The sequence below is a fragment of the Chryseobacterium vietnamense genome (genome assembly GCF_031454475.1).
Classification (GTDB): domain Bacteria; phylum Bacteroidota; class Bacteroidia; order Flavobacteriales; family Weeksellaceae; genus Chryseobacterium; species Chryseobacterium vietnamense.
Genome location: NZ_JAVDQX010000001.1, coordinates 1,511,031 through 1,531,566 on the forward strand (window position 1 = coordinate 1,511,031; position 20,536 = coordinate 1,531,566).

The 20,536-nt window shown below is 36.7% G+C and carries 13 protein-coding genes; 5 read left to right on the plus strand and 8 right to left on the minus strand.

All coding sequences use genetic code 11. The features are described 5' to 3' along the window. Positions 1-21: 21 nt before the first annotated feature. The 8 genes from J2786_RS06735 to J2786_RS06770 form a co-directional block, all read right to left on the minus strand. Positions 22-2,760 carry a multicopper oxidase domain-containing protein gene (locus J2786_RS06735; protein ID WP_310024377.1) on the minus strand — a complete coding sequence of 913 codons (2,739 nt, stop codon included), beginning with the start codon at positions 2,758-2,760 and terminating at the stop codon, positions 22-24. Positions 2,761-2,849: 89 nt separating this feature from the next. Then, a complete protein-coding gene (locus J2786_RS06740) occupies positions 2,850-3,323 on the minus strand; it encodes a DUF3347 domain-containing protein (RefSeq protein WP_047430006.1) in 474 nt (157 codons plus the stop codon). A gap of 116 nt (positions 3,324-3,439) precedes the next feature. After that, a complete protein-coding gene (locus tag J2786_RS06745; protein WP_310024379.1) occupies positions 3,440-3,820 on the minus strand; it encodes an HYC_CC_PP family protein in 381 nt (126 codons plus the stop codon). Positions 3,821-3,973: 153 nt separating this feature from the next. Next, entirely contained in the window at positions 3,974-6,211 is a 2,238-nt protein-coding gene (locus J2786_RS06750) for a TonB-dependent receptor plug domain-containing protein (protein ID WP_310024381.1), read from the minus strand. A 43-nt stretch (positions 6,212-6,254) separates the two neighbouring features. Then, positions 6,255-7,064 carry a 3-deoxy-8-phosphooctulonate synthase gene (gene kdsA, locus J2786_RS06755; protein WP_047429997.1) on the minus strand — a complete coding sequence of 270 codons (810 nt, stop codon included), beginning with the start codon at positions 7,062-7,064 and terminating at the stop codon, positions 6,255-6,257. 652 nt (positions 7,065-7,716) lie between these two features. Continuing rightward, complete coding sequence (locus tag J2786_RS06760) at positions 7,717-8,244, minus strand: DUF1697 domain-containing protein (RefSeq protein WP_047429995.1); 528 nt, start codon at positions 8,242-8,244, stop codon at positions 7,717-7,719. Between the two features lie 132 nt (positions 8,245-8,376). Further along, positions 8,377-9,870, minus strand: coding sequence for a DUF8728 domain-containing protein (locus tag J2786_RS06765; RefSeq protein ID WP_310024386.1), 1,494 nt, complete (start codon positions 9,868-9,870; stop codon positions 8,377-8,379). Between the two features lie 88 nt (positions 9,871-9,958). Next, positions 9,959-13,444: a glycosyltransferase family 117 protein gene (locus J2786_RS06770; protein ID WP_310024388.1), complete on the minus strand. Its 3,486-nt coding sequence runs from the start codon at positions 13,442-13,444 to the stop codon at positions 9,959-9,961. 223 nt (positions 13,445-13,667) lie between these two features. Between J2786_RS06770 and J2786_RS06775 the strand changes: the two genes are divergently transcribed. From J2786_RS06775 to J2786_RS06795, 5 genes are all read left to right on the plus strand, one after another. Continuing rightward, entirely contained in the window at positions 13,668-14,705 is a 1,038-nt protein-coding gene (locus J2786_RS06775; protein ID WP_047429988.1) for a PLP-dependent cysteine synthase family protein, read from the plus strand. A gap of 88 nt (positions 14,706-14,793) precedes the next feature. After that, the gene (locus J2786_RS06780) at positions 14,794-16,065 is read left to right on the plus strand and encodes an aminotransferase class I/II-fold pyridoxal phosphate-dependent enzyme (protein ID WP_185097549.1); all 1,272 of its coding nucleotides are present in this window, start codon (positions 14,794-14,796) and stop codon (positions 16,063-16,065) included. A gap of 67 nt (positions 16,066-16,132) precedes the next feature. Further along, positions 16,133-17,011: a DMT family transporter gene (locus J2786_RS06785; protein WP_310024391.1), complete on the plus strand. Its 879-nt coding sequence runs from the start codon at positions 16,133-16,135 to the stop codon at positions 17,009-17,011. 178 nt (positions 17,012-17,189) lie between these two features. Continuing rightward, the gene (locus J2786_RS06790) at positions 17,190-17,951 is read left to right on the plus strand and encodes a hypothetical protein (RefSeq protein ID WP_047429981.1); all 762 of its coding nucleotides are present in this window, start codon (positions 17,190-17,192) and stop codon (positions 17,949-17,951) included. Between the two features lie 158 nt (positions 17,952-18,109). Further along, positions 18,110-20,299 (plus strand): B12-binding domain-containing radical SAM protein, encoded by a 2,190-nt coding sequence (locus tag J2786_RS06795; RefSeq protein ID WP_047429976.1) that lies wholly within the window; start codon positions 18,110-18,112, stop codon positions 20,297-20,299. Positions 20,300-20,536 lie beyond the last annotated feature (237 nt).

The window sequence follows — 20,536 nt, forward strand, 5'->3', positions numbered from 1 at the left end:
TAAATAATATGGTTAAAAAAATTAATATGTTAAAGTAACACCTGCACCCCAGCCCATTTCATTATCATAGTTTCCGGAAACGGATAACCATTTTTGAAGAATATACCTCATTCCCGTTGAGAATTCACCATCAGAATTGACGCTGAAGTTTCCTCTCAGTCTTCTTGAAAGTGGAATATCCTCACGGCTCAGTTCCAACAGTACTTTTCCGTTCTGGTCTACACTTGCATCAGCTGTAATCAACATCGGAAGTACATATTGCATACCTACCATGAATGCCAATTTGTTTTTGGAAGCTTTCTGCTGTCCGAACCAGGTCTTTTTCCCATGAAAATCCATACCCATATCTTCTGCCATTTGTCTTTCCATGATCTCATGATTTTTTTGAACTCTTACTCCTGCATAGGGAAGCGCCCACTGGAATTTTCCTAAAAACCGTCCTACTTTTGCACTTCCTTCAAAATGATCAAAATTCCAGTTGGAATGAAACTCATTAAGGTTTGCCCATCTCGGTCCGAACATCGTCATCGTTTCTGCATGGATCTTATTACTTGCTACATCCAGCATTGCCATAGAACTGGTCATTTTATTATCCTGTATAAAGTTCTTCCAGGCTAATTTTCTGTTCGGAAGCTGTGGATTGGGTTTAGAGTTTTCATAACTGAAGATTCTTCCCATTCCCGCCATCATATGGTATAAGATATGGCAGTGGAAAAACCAGTCACCATCCTGATTTGCGGCAAATTCTATCGTTACGGTTTCCATTGGCATGATATCTACCACATTTTTCAATGGAGAATATTCCCCTTTTGAATTAATCAATCTGAAATCATGACCGTGAAGGTGCATCGGGTGGCGCATCATAGAATTATTATACATTTTAATTCTAAGCACCTCTCCTTTTTTGATCAGAATTTTATCCGTCTCTGTTACGGTTTTGTTATCCAGCGTCCACAGATAATGGTTCATATTCCCTTCCAGCGTAAATTTCATTTCACGGATGCTGTCTGTAGGAAGAATAGTTTTTTCAGGAGATTTTAAAATATTGTAAGACAATCTTTTAATGGTTTTCTCTTCTCCCATATCCATTCCGGAGTGTTGAGAATGATCCTCTTTTTTATCTTCTTTCGTCTTCACTCCCATCATCTCATTGATATGCTTTGCTGTAGTTTTCCTTTGATTTTCAGATAATTCCGGGTACATTACTTCGTTCATATCCATCATCTGGTTTCCCATCGTCATTGTCATAGGCTTCATATTTCCGCTCATTTCCATCATGCCGTTCATCATTTTCATTCCTTCAAAAAGCATCAGCCTTGGAAGGTTGGGAGCTTCTACCTTCTCACCGGACCCGAGCCAAAGGGAAGCGTGTCCTATTCTGTCTTCTGAAGTCGCTCTGAATTCAAAGCTTTTATTCTCCGGAATAGTGACTTCAATATCATAAGTCTCGGAAACCCCGACAATCAAACGGTCAACTTCTATCGGAACCACATCATTTCCATCATTTCCGACTACTTTTATCTTTCCGCCTCCATAATTCAGCCAGAAATAGGTAGATGAACCTCCGTTGGCCACTCTTAATCTCACTTTGTCTCCAGGCTTTAGATTGGAATAATCTGAACTGGGAGTTCCATTGATCAGGAATTTATCGTAATAAACATCACTTACATCCATCGCCTCCATTCTTTTCCATTCATTCAGGGCTTTTGTACCTAAATTGCCGGACTTGATGGCTTCCCAATAACTCTGTACTGCATTTTTCTTTACCGCATACCAGTCTGTGTTGGCCATATGAAGTCTTCTTGCAATCTGCATCGGATCATCATCACTCCAATCTCCTAATAGTACCGGAATTTCAGCATTGTACTCTGTTTTCGGTTCACCTTCTCTTTTTTTGAAAACCAGGATACCATTCATTCCGATCTGCTCCTGCAGTGCTTCATGAGAATGGTACCAATAGGTTCCGTTCTGAGAGATTCTGAATTTATATAAATGGGTTTCTCCCGGTTTTACAGGTTTCGTGGTCAGATTAGGAACACCATCCTGTTCATTGGGAAGAATTACCCCATGCCAGTGCAATCCTGTATTTTCCTTAAGCATATTGTGGAGGTAAATTTCGGCTGTATCACCTTCTGTAAAATATAAAGTCGGAGCCTGAAGTTTTCCGTTGATCGCAATTGCTCTTCTGTTTTTTCCGGTGAAATTGACAATGGTGTCTTTTACATACAGATCATAACGAACCGTTTTCCCACCGAAAGTAATTCTTCCGTTTTCTGAATTACGTTTTAAAACAGATTTTTCTTCTTTGGGATTTTCGGCCTGTGTATGGGAATGATCTTCTTTTTCTACCAGATCCATCCCGCATTTAGGGCATTTTCCCGGTTTTTCCGAAACTATTTCCGGATGCATCGGGCAAGTATAAGTAGTTTGAGCTTTAGCTGATGATACAACTTTTTTTTCTGGCTGAACAGAAGGCTTTATTACTTTTGTTTGCTCAACCTTAGTTGCTTCCTTTATTTTATTTGTCTTATTTATTTTTGTTTCTGCAGGTTTTGCCTTTGTTTCTGTTTTAGCTGCAGGTTTCGCTTCCGGCTTTACAACGGCTGTCTTTTTAATCAGAGTCATTCCACATTTCGGGCAGTCCCCAGGCTTTGAGGAGACCACTTCAGCGTGCATCGGACAGGTATAATACGTTTTTGTATTTTGAGCGAAAGTAAAAACAGAGAATAACAGCACCAGAAACATTATCAGTTTTTTCATAATATTTCAAAGTTTTTAGAAGTTGTACAACTTAAAGTCAATTATAACTTTAGCTATACAACTTATTATTTTAAAGAATAATAGACTAATTATTTAATCTCTGACTTTACACTTCCGCATGAAAGCATAGATTTCCCGTAGTATGGGTTGGCAATCTGTTTTTCATCGCTCAGCCAGCTGCCGTCTGCCATTGGGCAATATTGAACATAGACTGGTTTTTCAGAAAGTTTGAACTCCTTGGTTAAAGCGATCATATTATCTGAAAGGTTGAGAAAGGTTTCTCTCTGGGCAGTAACATTTCTTGCTTCGGAAATAACAGAAGCATCTTTTCTAAGAACATTCAGATTCCCTTCCGAAACCATTTTATAGTCAATGGTTGAAGCTGTTTTAATGAATTCTGTTGCGGCTTTTGAAGTTTTATCTGCATCATCTGAAGCTAGTGCTGATTTGATTGCGATATAGTTCTGATACAGCTTAGAAACCTGAGCATCTTTTTTAGACTGTGCTGATAATGAAATGATTGAAAATAAAGATAAGGCTGCTGTAATGATATATTTTTTCATTGTTTTAGATTTTAGAATTAATTTTTAATAAAGAATAAGGGTAACGCATCAAAAATATGCGTCAGAACATGTCGCCTGTAACTGTATAAGATGATACAGAAAACGACAGACGGATTCTAAATTCTAAAATTACAATGATTGAGGTAGATTGGGACCGGCCGGAATTCAGGCGGTGCATTAATCTGGATCTGGGTAAATTTGGTAGCTGAAAAAGACTTGTCAACCACTACAAACTGCTGTTTCACAGGAATCTCTGAAACCGTGTTTAAAAAATCAACATGAAGATAATCTGCTTTTTGAGAATCATCTATTTTTACGATTTTGATCTCTGTTTTGCAGCATCCTTTTTTATCTTTAACGCCGCATTTAGCACAGATACCATCTGTTTTCTGGCTTACAGAAACAAATTCCTTCATGCAATAATGAATGCTAAAAGCTGCTCCGGAAGAGAATCCGAAGTAGAAAATAGAAAACAGTATGGCAAGAATCTTTTTCATTGATAGGACAAAGATAAAAATATCTCTGAGACTGTTGTTATAAAATTTGGTAATGATGTTACAAAATTCGGGTAAAATAAAAAGCTTCCGAATTTCTCCGAAAGCTTTTATGTATTTTTTGAGAGATTAACATCAACCTCATCTTTTAATTTTTTACAGTTTGAATTCAAGCTTCACATTGAAGAAACGCCCTGTAAGACGTACCGGAACAGGATACATATAATTACTGTTATAATCTGTGATCCATTGGTTCGCAACAGTATTGTTAATATTAAATGCATTGAAAACCTGAACTCCTAATGTCAGTTCTTCAAAATTACCCCAGAAACCGGATCTCTTATTTTTTTCTTTCGGATCGATGAATACTTTTGTCAATCCCAAATCTACCCTTTTATAAGAAGGAAGTGTCTGCTGATAATTATAAGCTGAACCAAAATCTGGTTGTCCGTTGCTATTAAACATTACTGGAGCTCCTGTAGGTAATCCCATAGCGTATACCAGAGTAAGGTTCACACGCATAGACGGGAAGCTTGGCATATAATCCTGATAGAACATAGCAAACCTCAACCTCTGATCTGTAGGTCTGGGAATATCTCCTCTTCCATCAATATTTTCATATACTCTAGCGTAACTCGCGGATAACCAAGAATCTACACCTGGTACAAATTCCCCAAATAATCTGGTATCGATACCATAGGCATATCCTTTGGAATTATTCTGCCCGGAATAACGAATCCTTACATTATCCATGTAATAAGGAATCAGGTTATCCATCTTTTTATAATAAAGTTCCGTAGTCAGTTTGAATGGCCTGTCGTACATCTGGAACTCATAATCATTGGCAAGAATAACCTGGATAGAGCGCTGCGATTTTATATTAGAGTTAAAATTACCATCTAAATCCTTGATTTCTTTATAGAAAGGAGCCTGATAGTAAATTCCCCCCGAAATTTTAAACAACATATCGCTGTCCCAATCCGGCTTGATTGCAAACTGGGCTCTTGGAGAGAATATCGTTTCTTTATTGAAACTCCAGTTGGCAACACGTACTCCGGCATTCACAAACACTTTACTGGCACCCCAGTAGAACTTCTGTGAATACTGTGCATATGCTGAAAGTCTTGTAGGTTCAATATTGTTTTGTCCGGCAATATAATAAGCAAGCTTAAGATCACCTGTTGTCCCTGTTCTTGGATCAATAATTTCCGGTCTTGGAAGGCTGTACCCTGCGGAATCTACTAATTTCCACTCATTAGTAAGATCTTTCAGATTTTCTTTTTCATATTTGAAACCTACCTCAAAGTCTGTGTTTACATTGGGTGAAAATTTGGCTCTGAACTGAGTTCCGTAGGTTCTTACAAATAAGTCATTTCTTGCATGTTCTATTTGCCCTCCCACATCAAAAGAAGTCACAGGCTGTTGTGTCACCGGATCAAAAGTCTGAAGTTCGTAGGCCGACTGTATGGTATAATACTCCCTTTCTCTGTTCTGATAGGCAAAGGCATCCAGGGTAAGTTTCCACTTGTCTGCCGGCTTATAATTCATAGAGAATGTTCCCATCATATTTTTATACTGGTCATTTTCCTGACCTCCATATCCAATATTGACGGTAATAGGCTGCTGAAGACTTCCAAACGTAACGCTTTTCGCTTTAGGAATCATCTGATAGTCGTTCTTGGAATAATATCCGATGAATGACATGCTGAATTTATCACTGACATGATAATTCAGATAAGACTGGAAATCCCAATACGTTGGATTAAAATCCGTATCTTCTTTTAAGGTATTAAGAACAAGGTTGGTGTTTCTGTATCTTCCCGAAAATAAGGCTGTAAATTTTTTATTTTTGGAAGCCAGCCCGGTAGTGAGCCTTCCTCCAATTAAACTGGCCTCTCCTGAAACTTCAAATTTTTCAGGTTCACGGTAATAGATATTTAAGGCAGAAGACATTTTATCACCATACTTGGCTTCAAATCCTCCCGCAGAGAAATTCACTGCAGAAACCATATCCGGGTTAATTATACTCATCCCCTCCTGTTGAGAGTTTCTGATCAGGAAAGGTCTGTAGATTTCAATATCATTAATGTAGATAAGGTTTTCATCATAGTTTCCACCACGAACCATATATTGTGAAGACAGCTCGGTATTGGAGTTTACGGAAGGTAGTGTTTTAAGCAAGCCTTCAATTCCTCCATTAATAGAAGCTACTGATTTTGCCTCTTTTGCTGAAATTCTTACGTTGGTAAGGTCATTGGTTCTTCCTGTTGCTTTTTTCTGGAAGACAACTTCCTCTATATCGGTTACTCTAGTGGTCGCTGTATCCTTTTTTCTTTGTTGGGAGAAAATCAGAAACGGGACCATAAGGCTTAGCGGTAAAACTAGTTTTTTCAAAAGAAATGTTTTAGAATTTCTAAAATTAATGTTTTTTTAACAATTACAAAATCGATTCTCTAATTCTTGTCAATTTTTGTAACAAATCTTCTAATAAATCTAATCTTAACATGTTGGCACCATCAGATAATGCGGTTTCCGGTGTAGGATGTGTTTCAATGAAAATTCCGTCTGCTCCTACTGCAATTCCTGCTTTAGCAACAGTTTCAATAAGGTCCGGTCTTCCACCTGTAACCCCTGAATTCTGGTTAGGCTGCTGTAAAGAGTGTGTAACATCTAAAATAACCGGAGCATATTCTCTCATTGTAGGAATTCCTCTGTAATCCACGATAAGGTCTGTATATCCGAAAGAATTTCCTCTTTCAATAATCGCTACTTTCTGGTTGTCAGAATCTGTTACTTTCTGAACCGCAAATTTCATTGCTTCCGGTGAAAGGAACTGTCCTTTTTTCAGGGTAACACATTTTCCGGTTTTTGCGGCAGCGATTAATAAATCAGTCTGACGAACAAGGAAAGCAGGAATCTGTAAAACATCTACATATTGTGCTGCCAACGCTGCATGCTCATTTTCATGAATGTCCGTTGTTGTAGGAATATTGAAGGTCTCTCCAACTTTTTTAAGGATTTCAAGAGATTTTTCTTCACCAATGGTAGTGAAAGAATCTACACGGCTTCTGTTAGCCTTTTTGAAGCTCCCTTTGAAAATATAGGGAATATTGTATTTGTCTGTGATACTGATTACCTTTTCAGCAATTCTTAATGCCATATCTTCTCCTTCAATAATACAAGGACCGGCAATAAGGAAAAAGTTCTTTGAATCTTTGTGCGAAATATTATCTAAATACTGAATCATTTTGATATAATTAAAAAGTTCAGTAAAAATACTGAGAAAGTTTCACAAATGGAAATTATTTGATTGCTTTAACAGGCTATGGCTGCAATAGTTTTTAACCCTTTTGGATTTTTGATTATAAATTGATAGATGCTTCGACAGGCTCAGCATGACAGCCCTAATACTAGCTGTTTTTATTAACGTGTACCTTACAATAGACAGACAGTATGATAATCAAAAGAATATTGGTTTCTAATTATTAATTGATAGATGCTTCGACAGGCTTAGCATGACAACTCTAATACTAGCTGTTTTTATTAAAGTGTACCTTACAAGAGACAATATGGTAATCAAAAGAATTTTGAATTTCGGGTTATGAATTGACAGATGCTTCGACAGGCTCAGCATGACAACTCTAATACTAGCTGTTAATGAGTACTCGATAATAGATAGTAGATTATTGACAGATGCTTCGACAGGCTCAGCATGACAGCCCTAATACTAACTGCTTCATTCACGAAATCAGTCTACCATAACTTATAAGTTAGGTTTTGGCTGAAGCCAATGGCTCTTACTTTTATTGATAAGCAGGCTAAAGCCCGCTCCTATTGAATTTCCAATAAAATGTTATAATATAATTGGATAAGTTATATCCGAAGGTGATTCGTGTATTTTAATTCATTTTTTTTAAAACCTTCTCAAATGTATTCACATTTCTGCTGGTCAACTGATCTTTAAGACTTTTCTTTCCCAAAATCTTCCCAAAGGTAGAATCTAGGGTATTTCCTTTCGGGACCTGCCAGTAAAAGATATCATTGATAATTTCTGCCCTTTCGTTTTCAGCCTGTGCAGCTTTCTGAAACTCCTCCATCAAAACCTTTTCCACTCCGGGAATTCCTACAAAGCCATAAATATGAAAATTTTCATTCTTTTCGAAAGGAATACTGTTCCAGAAAACTTCTGTTTCTTCCTTAGATTTCACAAACAAAAAAGCTTCATATGAGAAATGTTCTGACATTGCTTTTTCAAGAATGGTTTTTAGCTCTTCCACGCTTTTATCTGAAGAAAACACGATATTTCCGGAAGCCAATATTGAACTCACGTCTTTCATGCCAGCATCTTTAAAAACCTGGCATACATCAGCCATTTTCATATTGGTTCCTTTTACGTTGACACCACGGAGAAAAGCACAGTATTTCATTTTATTTAGGGATTAGGTTTTAGATAATAGGTTGCAGTGATTGTTGGGTTGGAGGGTTTGAGAGTATTAGAGTGAAAGAGTTATTATAAAACTTTTTTTCTGAATTCTTTCAATTTTAAATATTTCAATCTTTTAATCGATCCTAATGTACAAATTATAGTCTGTTCCGGAAGGTTTCAGATGGTAAATTTTTTCTAAAATTTTATTGTTGCTATTCAGATGATCTTTCACTCTGAATTCCTTTAAAAGCTTATAGTGGGTTTTATAATACAAAGAATTCGCATTGTCTCCTTCGTATAAATTCTGATAAGAAAGAAGATATTTTGGTTTTCTTGTTTTTACGGTATTGATCCAGTAATTAACCTTATCTTTTTTAATTTCCTCCTGAATCTGTTTATCAACCAATCCAACCTCATCAATTGTTTTTAATCCTGAAAAATAAGGAACATAACCCGCTGGTTCCAATAGAATCCACTGGTTTTTATCTTTTTCATATTGATTTAAAAATGTACCAATTGTTCTGCGGTAATTCCATTCTCCATTTCCTGTTGCAATGGAGTGAACAGTCTGGAAAACAAACATTGGGAAAATGTAGAATATAATCAATAATGACAGCCAAAGATTTCTTCTCTCTTTTTGTTCCAACACAAAAATCAGGACCGGAACGAAAAGCAAAATCTGCGGCACCCAGTAGTACCAGTCGAACAAGCTTTTCTGAGAAATGAAGATGATTTGTTTTGCCCATCCGAAAAGAAAAATCATCCACAAAAAGTAGTTTCTTTTTTCTTTTTGTCTGATCAGATAAATAAAGCAAAGCAATTCAAAAATCAATATTACAATAGTCAGAGGATTGAAATCTCCCGGAACTTTCAGCATTCCCCAAAAGTTTCCAAAGCTTTTAAAAAAATATCCGATATGCTGCTGGATCGTAAAGTTTTCACTGTAAAGCAATTTTTTTGCGGTAATGGTATTGTTTACCAGTTCCCCAAAGTAAAACCAGTTGAAAGCTACTGTAGATAAAACTCCAAAAGCTCCTCCGAAGATATAATTCCATCTTATTTTTCTGTTCCAGAATAGATCTACAAGGAATACAATTCCGAGGAATATGACGGTATCAATTCTGGTAAACATGATTAAAACGGGAAGAAATGTCAGAACCCATTTTTTTCCTTTATTAAATCCATAGTACAGCAATGCCATCTCCAGAAAAAACAGGATTCCGTATTCCATCCCAAGGATTGAAATTTTAATTGATGGAGGCAAAATACCGATCAGAAATATAAAAACCGCTTTATGCCATGGGTTTTTAAGAACCAGATGAGACAGCCATAAAGTTCCTATGGTAAACAGTAGGGAGTTAAAAATCAAAAGAGGTTCAATAAAGTTTTCTTTTCCAAAAACCAGATTGAAAATATAGGAGACAAAAACATACAGATGTGTTGTCGATGCAGAAATTTTAGTATCGCCGTTGAAGCCGATTACTCCATAATCCAATAGGTTCTGGGCAACTCTCCAGGTAATAAATGCATCTTCCTGAATGTAGTGCGTTAATAAAAACAGAAGCTTAAAAAGAACCGTAACAATGACGGCATAAATTGGGAATTTGCTATTTTGTGTTTCGGACATTATGTATTTTTACTTTCACAAATATAACCTTAAAATTCAGGATTCCCAATAATAAAAAAACGGAACCGAAGTTCCGTTTTAAAGTATTTTATTTTGTTGCTTTGATAATCGCAGTTGTAATCTGATTTTCTTTTTCTTTTGAATACGTGGAATCATAAGGTTCCATGACATCAAATAAGTATTGATAGAATGGCGTAATCTGCTGCACATTTTCAGACTCTTTCATCGCTTTATCTCTACCCATCTCCTGAAGATCTTTGATAAATACATTGAACTTCTTGTCTATTGGCTCGATGGATTTTACCAGATATGCATATGCTTTTTCTTTCTGTCCTATCTTTGTATAAGCATCTGTTACTGCAGAAACCACAAGAGAATATTCCATAGGTTTTGTTCTCATTTGTCTTCTCAGATAACTTTGATCCGCTTTGGAAAGACTTAAATAATAATCATATTCTTCAAAGATTCCTTTTTTAAGAACTTCAGCAATCTGAAGACCTTTCTGCTCCTGTCCTGCAATGATGTATCCTGAAACAATTGAACTTAAAGAACGGGGATCGTTATATTTCTCCGCTGGAATTTCTTTCGCTGCAAGATCCAGAATTTCCAATGCTTTCGCTTTCTGTCCGCTTAGTGCAAGGGCTGCCGCCGCTCTGCTTGCTGACATTCTGTAGCTGATGATATTGGAAGTAGCTGTTTCATCAAAGTGAGCATTTAAATTCTTAAAGTTCCCCCATCTGAAGTTTTTCACTATATTATAAAGAGAATTAGCATCTACTCTTCCCATATCTCCATCAGCTGTTGGAGGCGTTTGGATAGGGATTAATCTGTAACTGAATCCGTCAAACTGAAGGTAATCGTTCAGATAGAAAATGTTCTCACTGTCATAAATACCTCCTGATGAGAAGTTGATCGGACGCTTCCAGTCGAAGTTCGCTAAAAGATCCATTAAAATCAGGTTATTCTTATACAATGTATTTCCTTTGTAAGTAATCATGATCTGATCGGCTACATTCGGAAGATCTTCTTTGTTGATAATTCCTGCTTTTAAAGCATTTTCTTTGTTGACAGGAAGGATGAATTTGTTTACCGGAAGGATATTGTATTTTTCAAATTTCTCTTCCCCGAAGTACATTTTCAATAATTCATCTTTTTCAGGAGATTTGAATTTAATGAATTCAATCGCCTGTTTCAATGTTAAAGAATCCTGAGTAAGATATTTTCTGAACGACTGGAATTCTGTTTCCGGAGCTCCCTGTTCTTTCAACATAGAGAAAACACCTTCCCAATCTTCCTTCTTCATCATATAAATCTGATCATTTACACCATCTCTATAATCTTCGTGTGTCAACTGGCTTGGGATTCCCATTGCGTTGTAAGTTCTTCTTTTTACCTGGTCAAGATTCCATGGAGTTGAAGCAAGGGTAAAGTTCACCACCTTTACATCATCTCTGAACTGTTCTGTCTCCTGAATAGCCCAAACCGGGTATGTATCGTTATCCCCGTAAACGAAAAGGATATCGTTTTTCGGTAATGATTTTAAAACTGAATACGCATAATCATATGCAGTATATCTGTTGCTTCTGTCATGAACATTATAGTTCTGGAAGCCCATCATGAAAGGAACCCCTAATAAAACCACTCCCAAAGCAATGTTCGCTCCGTTTGATTTTATTTTAGATTGTAAGAACCATAGGATGGCTCCTGCACCCAATCCGATCCAGATCGCAAACGCGTAGAATGAGCCTACCATTGCATAATCCCTTTCTCTCGGCTCAAAAGGTTTTACCCCTGTATAGAAAACAATACCTACACTTGTTAAAATGAATAAAGATAACAATGCATAGAATCTTCCAAAGTCTCTGTTCAATTGGAAAAAGAATCCGATCAAACCTAAAATTAATGGAAGGAAGAAGAATTTTACTGTACTTTCATTCTTGAATTTAGCAGGCATTTTATCCTGATTTCCTACCACGGCATTATCAACGAAAGGAATTCCGGAAATCCAGTTTCCTTTTGTGCTCTCCATATTTCCTTCAAGATCATTCTGTCTTCCCACGAAGTTCCACATCAGGTATCTTACGAAGTAATATCCGTTCTGGAAAGTGATAAAGTAATCCATATTCTGAAGGAATGAAGGCTTCTGAACATTGATCAGGTTATAAGGTTTCACTTTCAGATAATCTGAAGCGGTAATTGATTTGTCTTCATATTTTGCTCTCAGTTCATCAAAGATCTGCTTAGCCTGAGGATTATCTGCCACATCTTCGTTACCGTAGTTGAATGTAAAATCAGGAGCACCATACATAGAAATATAGTTGGCCATTACATCCTTATCTTCATTAAACATTCTTGGCATTAAGCTCACCTGAGACTTGTTGAATACATAATTGAAACGGTCTCCGGTTTTTCTGTACGTTCCGGTTTTTTCGTCTTTTTCGTAGATTTCCCCGGTTTTTTGTGTTTTAAAGCTTCCGTCTTCGTTTTTCTCGATTCCGTTAGCATCCAGAAATGCCGTATAATTTTGCCCGTAAATCGTAGGCCAGTCCCCATACTGCTCTCTGTTATAATAATCCAGCATACCAATTGCTGTATCCGGATCATTAAGGTTCATCGGTGGATTAGCATTGGCTCTGATAGGAATAACCATCCAGCAAGAGAACCCGATCATCATGAAAACTACAGATAATGCAGCTGTCTGGTAGATGTTTCTTTTTGCTTTTCTTGCATATTTGATTAAGAAATAGCAAATCGCTACCATTAAAACAAATGCTGCAATTGTTCCTGAGTGGAAAGGAAGTCCAAGACCGTTCACGAAGAAAATCTCAAGTCTTCCGAACATGGTCATAATTAAAGGGAAGATAATTTTGAAAACGATAATCAAAATTCCCAGTGTGATAAGGTTTGCCCAGATAAAGTTTTTCCAGGTAAACTTGTAATTTCTAGCATAATATACCAGACATACTGCAGGAATTGCCAGCATACACATCATATGCACTCCTACAGAAAGTCCTAAAATAAAGAAAATAAGAATAATCCATCTTTCACTGTCTCCCGCCTGATACTCATTCTCCCATTTGGTGATTAACCAGACCAAGAGCGCAATAAACATAGAAGCCATAGAATAAACCTCTCCCTCTACTGCTGAGAACCAGAATGTGTCTGAGAAAGTAAAGCAAAGTGCTCCAACTGCTCCGGCAAATAAAATAGAGATTTCCTGATGTTTTGTAATTTCTTCAAAATCTTTGTTCAAAAGTCTTCTCACAAAGTGTGTGATCGTCCAGAACAAAAATAAAATAGTCAGCGCACTGAACAATGCAGACATCGCGTTGATCACGATAGAATAATTTTCGCCTTTCCCTAATGCAAAAATGGCTGCCACGGCACCCACAATCTGGAATAAAGCAGCTCCGGGAGCGTGCGTTACTTCAAGTTTTACTGCAGAAGAAATGTACTCGCCACAATCCCAAAAACTGAAATTGGGTTCTATGGTGGACAAGTACGTGAAGAAAGCAATAACGAAAATCACCCATCCTGAAACGGTGTTCCATTGCCTAAAAGTCCAATTTTTCATAGTATTAAATCAATTATGCGAAAATAAGGCTTTTATCTTATTTTATGCGGGTTTTAACAAAATTTAAAAATTTTGGCGTAGTATTTGCGATTACACTCGTGTCAAAACTGTAAATACGAAAATAACTTTTTACAAAACTATGCCCTAGAAATCAAACAAAAGTTTAGTAATTATTTATTTTTTTGTATTTTTGCAGTCAGATTTTTATTGAAAATAACAAATAATGAGTAATGTTTACGATAATATTCTTGGCCTGATAGGACACACTCCGATGGTGAAGCTAAATACTGTGACAAAAGATATTCCAGCAACCGTTTATGCCAAGTTAGAATCATATAATCCTGGACATTCCACCAAAGACCGAATCGCACTTCATATTATAGAGAACGCAGAGAAAAAAGGCCTTTTAAAGGAAGATTCTGTAGTTGTAGAAACTACTTCCGGTAATACCGGGTTTTCTATTGCGATGGTATGTATCATTAAGGGATATAAATGTATTCTTGCAGTAAGTGATAAAACAAAACCTGAAAAAATTGCTTATCTGAAAGCATTGGGAGCCACGGTGTATATATGCCCGGCCAATGTACCGGCAGATGATCCCAGATCATATTATGAAGTAGCTAAAAGAATCGCTCAGGAAACTCCAAATTCTATTTACATCAATCAATATTTTAATGAACTGAATATTGATGCGCACTATCAGACAACAGGTCCTGAGATCTGGGAACAGACACAGGGTAAGATCACTCACCTTTTTGCCTGCACCGGAACTGGTGGTACGTTATCAGGTTCTGCCAAGTATTTGAAGGAAAAGAATCCGGATATCAAGATTATTGGTGTAGATGCAGATGGTTCTATCCTTAAAAGCTATCACGAGACAGGAGAAATACACAAAGAAGATGTACATCCTTATCAGATCGAAGGAATGGGTAAAAACCTGATCCCTTCTGCCCTGCTTTTCGACAAGGTGGATGAGTTTGTAAGGGTAAATGATGAAATGTCCGCGTACAGAACCCGCGAAATTGCTTTGAAAGAAGCTATCATGGGAGGTTATACTACCGGAGCTGTAACACAGGGATTGATGCAGTATGCCCAGTCTCATGAGCTTACAGAAAATGACGTAGTTGTTTTAATTTATCCTGACCACGGCTCCAGATACATCACTAAAGTATATAGTGATAAATGGATGGCTGAACAGGGATTTGTCAACAACTGTGTTCACAACTATGACGAAGTTTTCAAAACGGAGTTTATTAAATAAGAACGAATAAAATCACGATACAAATAAATAAAGCCTTTTGCGTGTTCAGACAAAAAAGGCTTTGTTACTTAAAAATTACGATACAATGTTGGATATTTTTGAAAGAATAAAAGAAAATCCAGGACCACTTGGACAATTTGCAGATTATGGTGAAGGCTATTTTATTTTCCCGAGATTAGAGGGACCTATCGGCCCTAGAATGCAGTTTCAGGGGAGAGAAGTAATTTTCTGGAGTGCCAATGACTATTTAGGATTGTGTAATCATCCTGAGGTAATAGAAGCGGATGCAAAAGCGGCTGCAGAATATGGAATGTTCTACCCAATGGGAGCAAGAGCGATGTCTGGAGAAACAGATCAGCACCTTCAGTTGGAAAGAGAATTGGCAGACTTCGTAAAAAAAGAATCAGCATATCTATTGAATTTCGGTTACCAGGGAATGGTTTCTACCATTGATGCTTTGGTGAGCAGAAATGATGTAATTGTTTATGATATGGATTCTCATGCCTGCATCGTGGATGGAGTAAGACTTCATTCCGGTAAAAGATTTACCTACAAGCATAATGATATGGCAAGTCTGGAGAAAAACCTTCAGAGAGCAACCAAGGTAGCTGAAGAAACAGGAGGAGGTATCCTTGTGATTACTGAAGGGGTTTTCGGGATGAGAGGACAGCAGGGAAAAATCAAAGAGATCTGCGATCTTAAATCTAAATATCAGTTCAGACTTTTAGTGGATGATGCTCATGGTTTCGGAACGCTTGGTAAGACAGGTGCCGGTGTAGGTGAAGAGCAGGACTGTAATGATCAGATTGATGTATACTTCTCTACTTTTGCTAAATCTATGGCTGGTTTCGGAGCATTCCTTGCGGGAGACAAAGAAATCATCAGATATCTGAAATTCAACCTGAGATCACAAATCTTTGCAAAATCTCTTACGATGCCAATGGTAATAGGAGGATTAAAAAGACTGGAGCTATTGAGATCAAGACCGGAAATCAAAGCTAAACTTTGGGAGAATGTTTACAAACTACAGAACGGACTTAAAGAAAGAGGATTCAACATTGGAGACACCAATACTTGTGTAACTCCGGTAATGATGCAGGGAACTCCTGTAGAAGCTACTCTATTGGTAAAAGATTTAAGAGAGAATTACGGTATCTTTACCTCTGTGGTGGTATATCCGGTCATTCCGAAGGGAATGATTCTTTTAAGGCTTATTCCTACCGCTTCTCATACAGATGCAGAGATCAATGAAACTCTGGCAGCATTTGAAGCAATTCATGATAAATTAGTAGGTGGCTACTACAAAGAGCAGGAACAAAAATTACTGCAGGAACAAGGATTAAGTTTTAAAGCGATTTAATATCCTAAAAATAAAAGAAAGCCACTGATTGATTCAGTGGCTTTCTTGTTTAATAACTATAAAGCACATGAAACTTAGAGGTTACACACTGGGAATTTTATCAGCCGTTTCATATGGTCTGATTCCTATTTTTATTCTGCCAGTGAAGCAGGCACACTTTTCAATGGATATCACCCTGTTTTACAGATTTTTCTTTTCGGCTTTAATGGTGGGAGGATATCTGCTGTATTCACGGGAAAGTTTTAAAATCAATAAAAAGGAAACCTTAATTCTGGCCATCCTTGGAATCTGCTATGCCCTTTCTTCAGAATTTTTGTTTTTAGGGTATGATTTCCTTACCCCAGGAATTGCTTCTACCGTTTTATTTATTTACCCGATTATTGTAGCATTAATCATGCTTTTCTTTTACAAGGAAAAGCTTACCAAATTATCCGGAGCTTCTTTACTGCTTGCATTTGCGGGAGTCATTGTTTTATGTTTAAAAGGAAACGGACTGGAAATCAATTTTGCAGGGTTGGGAATTGTTATGCTCAGTTCACTTTTCTATGCTTTATATATGGTTATTGTCAACAAATCGAATATCAAAGTTTCCGGATTCAAGCTTACGTTTTATTCCATGTTTTTCACCTCAATGTTCTTTATGACCAAAGCTTTGATGGCGAATGAATCATTTGTGATTCATTCCACAGAGATCTTCATTAACTTCCTGGTTTTTGCATTTCTCACTACCGTTATTTCCAGTTTATGCCTTGTATTTGCCATCAAATATATCGGATCTACACCTGTTGCTATTTTAGGAGCATTGGAACCTGTAGTTGCTGTATTGATCAGTGTTTTGATGTTTCATGAAAAATTCACTCCAAATCTGCTTATTGGGATTACTTTAATTCTTTTTGGAGTTACCCTGAATGTAATCGGCGATCAAAGGAAAATAGGTCATGCCTAGAACAGATTATTTGGGAAAGAATACCATATTTCGAACTTAAAAAATCATCCATAAAAAAATATTTGAAAAAATAAATAGATCACTTTCTGGCATAACAAAATTTCTGATTATATTGCATCTGTCTATTAACAGGTGTTTCCCCCACTGAACAGACCCATGTATATACTTTTAAAAACCGATGAAAGAATTGCAAAAACTGACCAAAGATCAATTATACAAGCAGCTCAAAGAAAAATCAGAAAATCTATATAGCATTGCTCATGAAGCCCTGGAAAACAATTTTTTCAATGAAAGCTATGTAGACGAGGAAAGTCTTGCTGAATTTCTCGAAATGCTGGATGATGAAACAGCAGAAAAAATAAAAGAAGCCTCTCTCCACATCAATAATGAAGATGATGGTCCTGAGATTGTACTTATACAAAATGAAAATGACAATTCCCTTGAACTGATTACCGAAGAAGGGGAAGGATATAAAATCATTCTCATAGAAGGCGATCTTCATTTATCTAAAAAACTGTTTGTTGAAGATTATATTGTTCTTATTGTTACCGGTAATATACAGGCAGAAAATATTATCATCAATGGCTCATTGTACTGCTCTGGAAATGTTACCTCAAAAGTATTATTTGGTGCTTCGGGGAATGATAATGAAACCTATATCGGAGGAAGCATTATGACATCCCTCATTGCAGAAAACGGGCATTATACTGTTGCTGAAGGAAATATTTATTCCCGATACCTGATCAGTTTTCATAATGAAATAACAGGAAAAACCGGAAAGTTTATTGAGAATATCAGCCTTGAGAAACCCAGTGAAATAGAATTATTAAATCCGGCAATTCTAGATCATGATGGATATTTTGATGAGAATACTTTCCTAAGCTTTATTGAGAATAATGCCACCGATGCTTTGTTTAGCAGACCTGCTAATTTATTCTAAATAATTAGTTATTTCTATAGATTGGAAATGAAAAGAATTGGGATGGATTCAGATTTTAATAAAACGCAATATCTCTGCGACTTTTTCTCACTGTTTATAATCAGGGGAAAAAATTTTTTTCTAAAAAAACTTTAGAATAACTTTGCAAAAAATTTCTGTTGAAAGACCTGCTTCTTATTACTCCGCCTTTTACCCAGCTTAATACTCCTTATCCTGCAACGGCTTATATTAAAGGATTTTTAAATACCAAAAATATTTCCAGTTACCAGGTAGATTTGGGGATCGATGTTATTTTGGAGTTGTTTTCAAAGGATGGAATCCGGAAGGTTTTCAATAAAGAAATTGATCTTCAGAACACCTCTGAAAATTCCCAGAGAATTTATGCCTTAAGAGAGGAATATTTAAAAACAATAGATCAGGTTATTCCTTTTTTACAGGGAAAAACACCTACACTGGCCAGACAGATCTGCAGTATGAACTTTCTTCCCGAAGCCTCCCGTTTCAATCAGCTGGATGATATGGAGTTTGCTTTTGGAAATATGGGTCTGCAGGATAAAGCCAAGCATCTGGCAACTTTGTATCTGGAAGATATTTCCGATTATATTGTAGAAAATATAGATGCTGATTTTGGTTTCAGCAGATATGCAGAACGCCTTGGAAAAAGTGCCAATTCTTTTGATGAACTCTATTCAAAGCTATCTGGTGAACCCACATTTATTGATGAATTTACGTTAAAAATTCTTCAGGAAAAAATTGAAACTGTTCAGCCAAAGCTTGTTTGTTTTTCCATTCCGTTTCCTGGTAACCTGTATTCAGGATTCAAATGTGCCCAATGGATCAAAAAGCATTATCCTCACATTAAAATTGCTATGGGAGGAGGATTTCCCAACACAGAATTAAGAGAAGTCAAAGATCAGAGGGTCTTCGAATTTTTTGACTTTATTACTTTAGATGATGGTGAACTTCCGCTGGAACTTCTTCACCAAAATTTAGAAATTGCTACAGACGAAGGTGAGTTTAAAAGAACCTTTCTTCTCGAAAAGAATGAAGTCGTCTACAAAAATAATTCTAAAAGGCATGACTTCAAACAGTCTGAAATAGGAACTCCCGATTATACAGATCTAAAACTGGATCAGTATATTTCCGTTATTGAAATTGCCAATCCAATGCACAGCTTATGGAGCGACGGACGCTGGAACAAACTTACAATGGCGCACGGATGCTATTGGGGAAAATGTACATTCTGCGATATTTCTTTAGATTATATTAAAATCTACGAGCCTATTTCTGCTAAAATTCTCGTAGACCGAATTGAAGAACTGATCAAAACAACGGGCGAAACAGGATTTCATTTTGTAGATGAAGCTGCTCCACCTGCCCTTATGAGAGAGGTTGCCCTGGAAATTCTCAGAAGAAATCTTGTAGTGACCTGGTGGACCAATATCCGTTTTGAAAAAAGCTTTACCCGCGATTTATGTTACCTTCTGAAACTTTCGGGATGTGTGGCTGTTTCCGGTGGTCTTGAAGTGGCCAGCGACCGATTGCTGAAATTAATCGATAAAGGAGTTTCTGTGGAACAGGTTGCCAATGTAACCAGAAATTTTACAGAAGCAGGAATTATGGTGCATGCCTATCTCATGTATGGCTACCCTACCCAAACCGTCCAGGAAACTATTGATTCTCTGGAAATGATCAGACAGATGTTTGAGATGGGAATTCTTCAAAGTGGGTTCTGGCATCAGTTTGCCATGACAGCTCATTCCCCTGTAGGAATAAGTCCGGAAGATTTTGGAGTCATTCCGGTAAAACAGGAAATTTTGTTTGCCAATAATGATATTGATTTTAAAGATAAAACCGGTATTGATCACAACAAGTTCAGCTTCGGGTTAAAAAAATCCTTGTTCAATTATATGCATGGAGTAAATTTTGAACTACCGCTTCAGGAGTGGTTTGATTTTAAAATTCCAAGAACAACAATTCATCCGGATTATATTCACGACTGTCTTTTGGAAGATGGACAATTTAGTCTGAAAGGAAATTCCAAAGTTATCTTTCTGACGAAAAATGTAATCGCTGAGAATCGCGTAAAAAATAAAAAGAAATATTCTGGTACGTATACGCTTCTTACATTCCACTTAAAAACCAATATTGTAAAGGTTGAGCTGGAAGAGGAAAAGGCGGAATGGCTGATGAGTGTACTGGAAGATAATTCAATTGAAAATTCTAAAAAACCTACTATTCAGCAACTTAAGAATCAATTTGAAGAAAATTTCGAAGATTTTGAATTATTCTGGTTCTCAAAACCGATGCAGCAATTAAAGGAAAATGGGGTGATTTTAAGCTTATAAAAATTCTCGTTTTTTCTCAGGGATTTTTTGAGATTGCGGAATTTTCTGTGAATTTTTATTTTTCTGAATGAATAAAACTTGATTGAATTATAATCTACCACAGATTACACGGATTTACACAGATTTAAGAGAATAAAATTTTTCATACAGAAAGATCAAATCCGAATTTTTAACTACCATATATAAACCGGCAAAATATTACCTTCCACTGGAGGGATGGTGAAAATTCAAAGAATT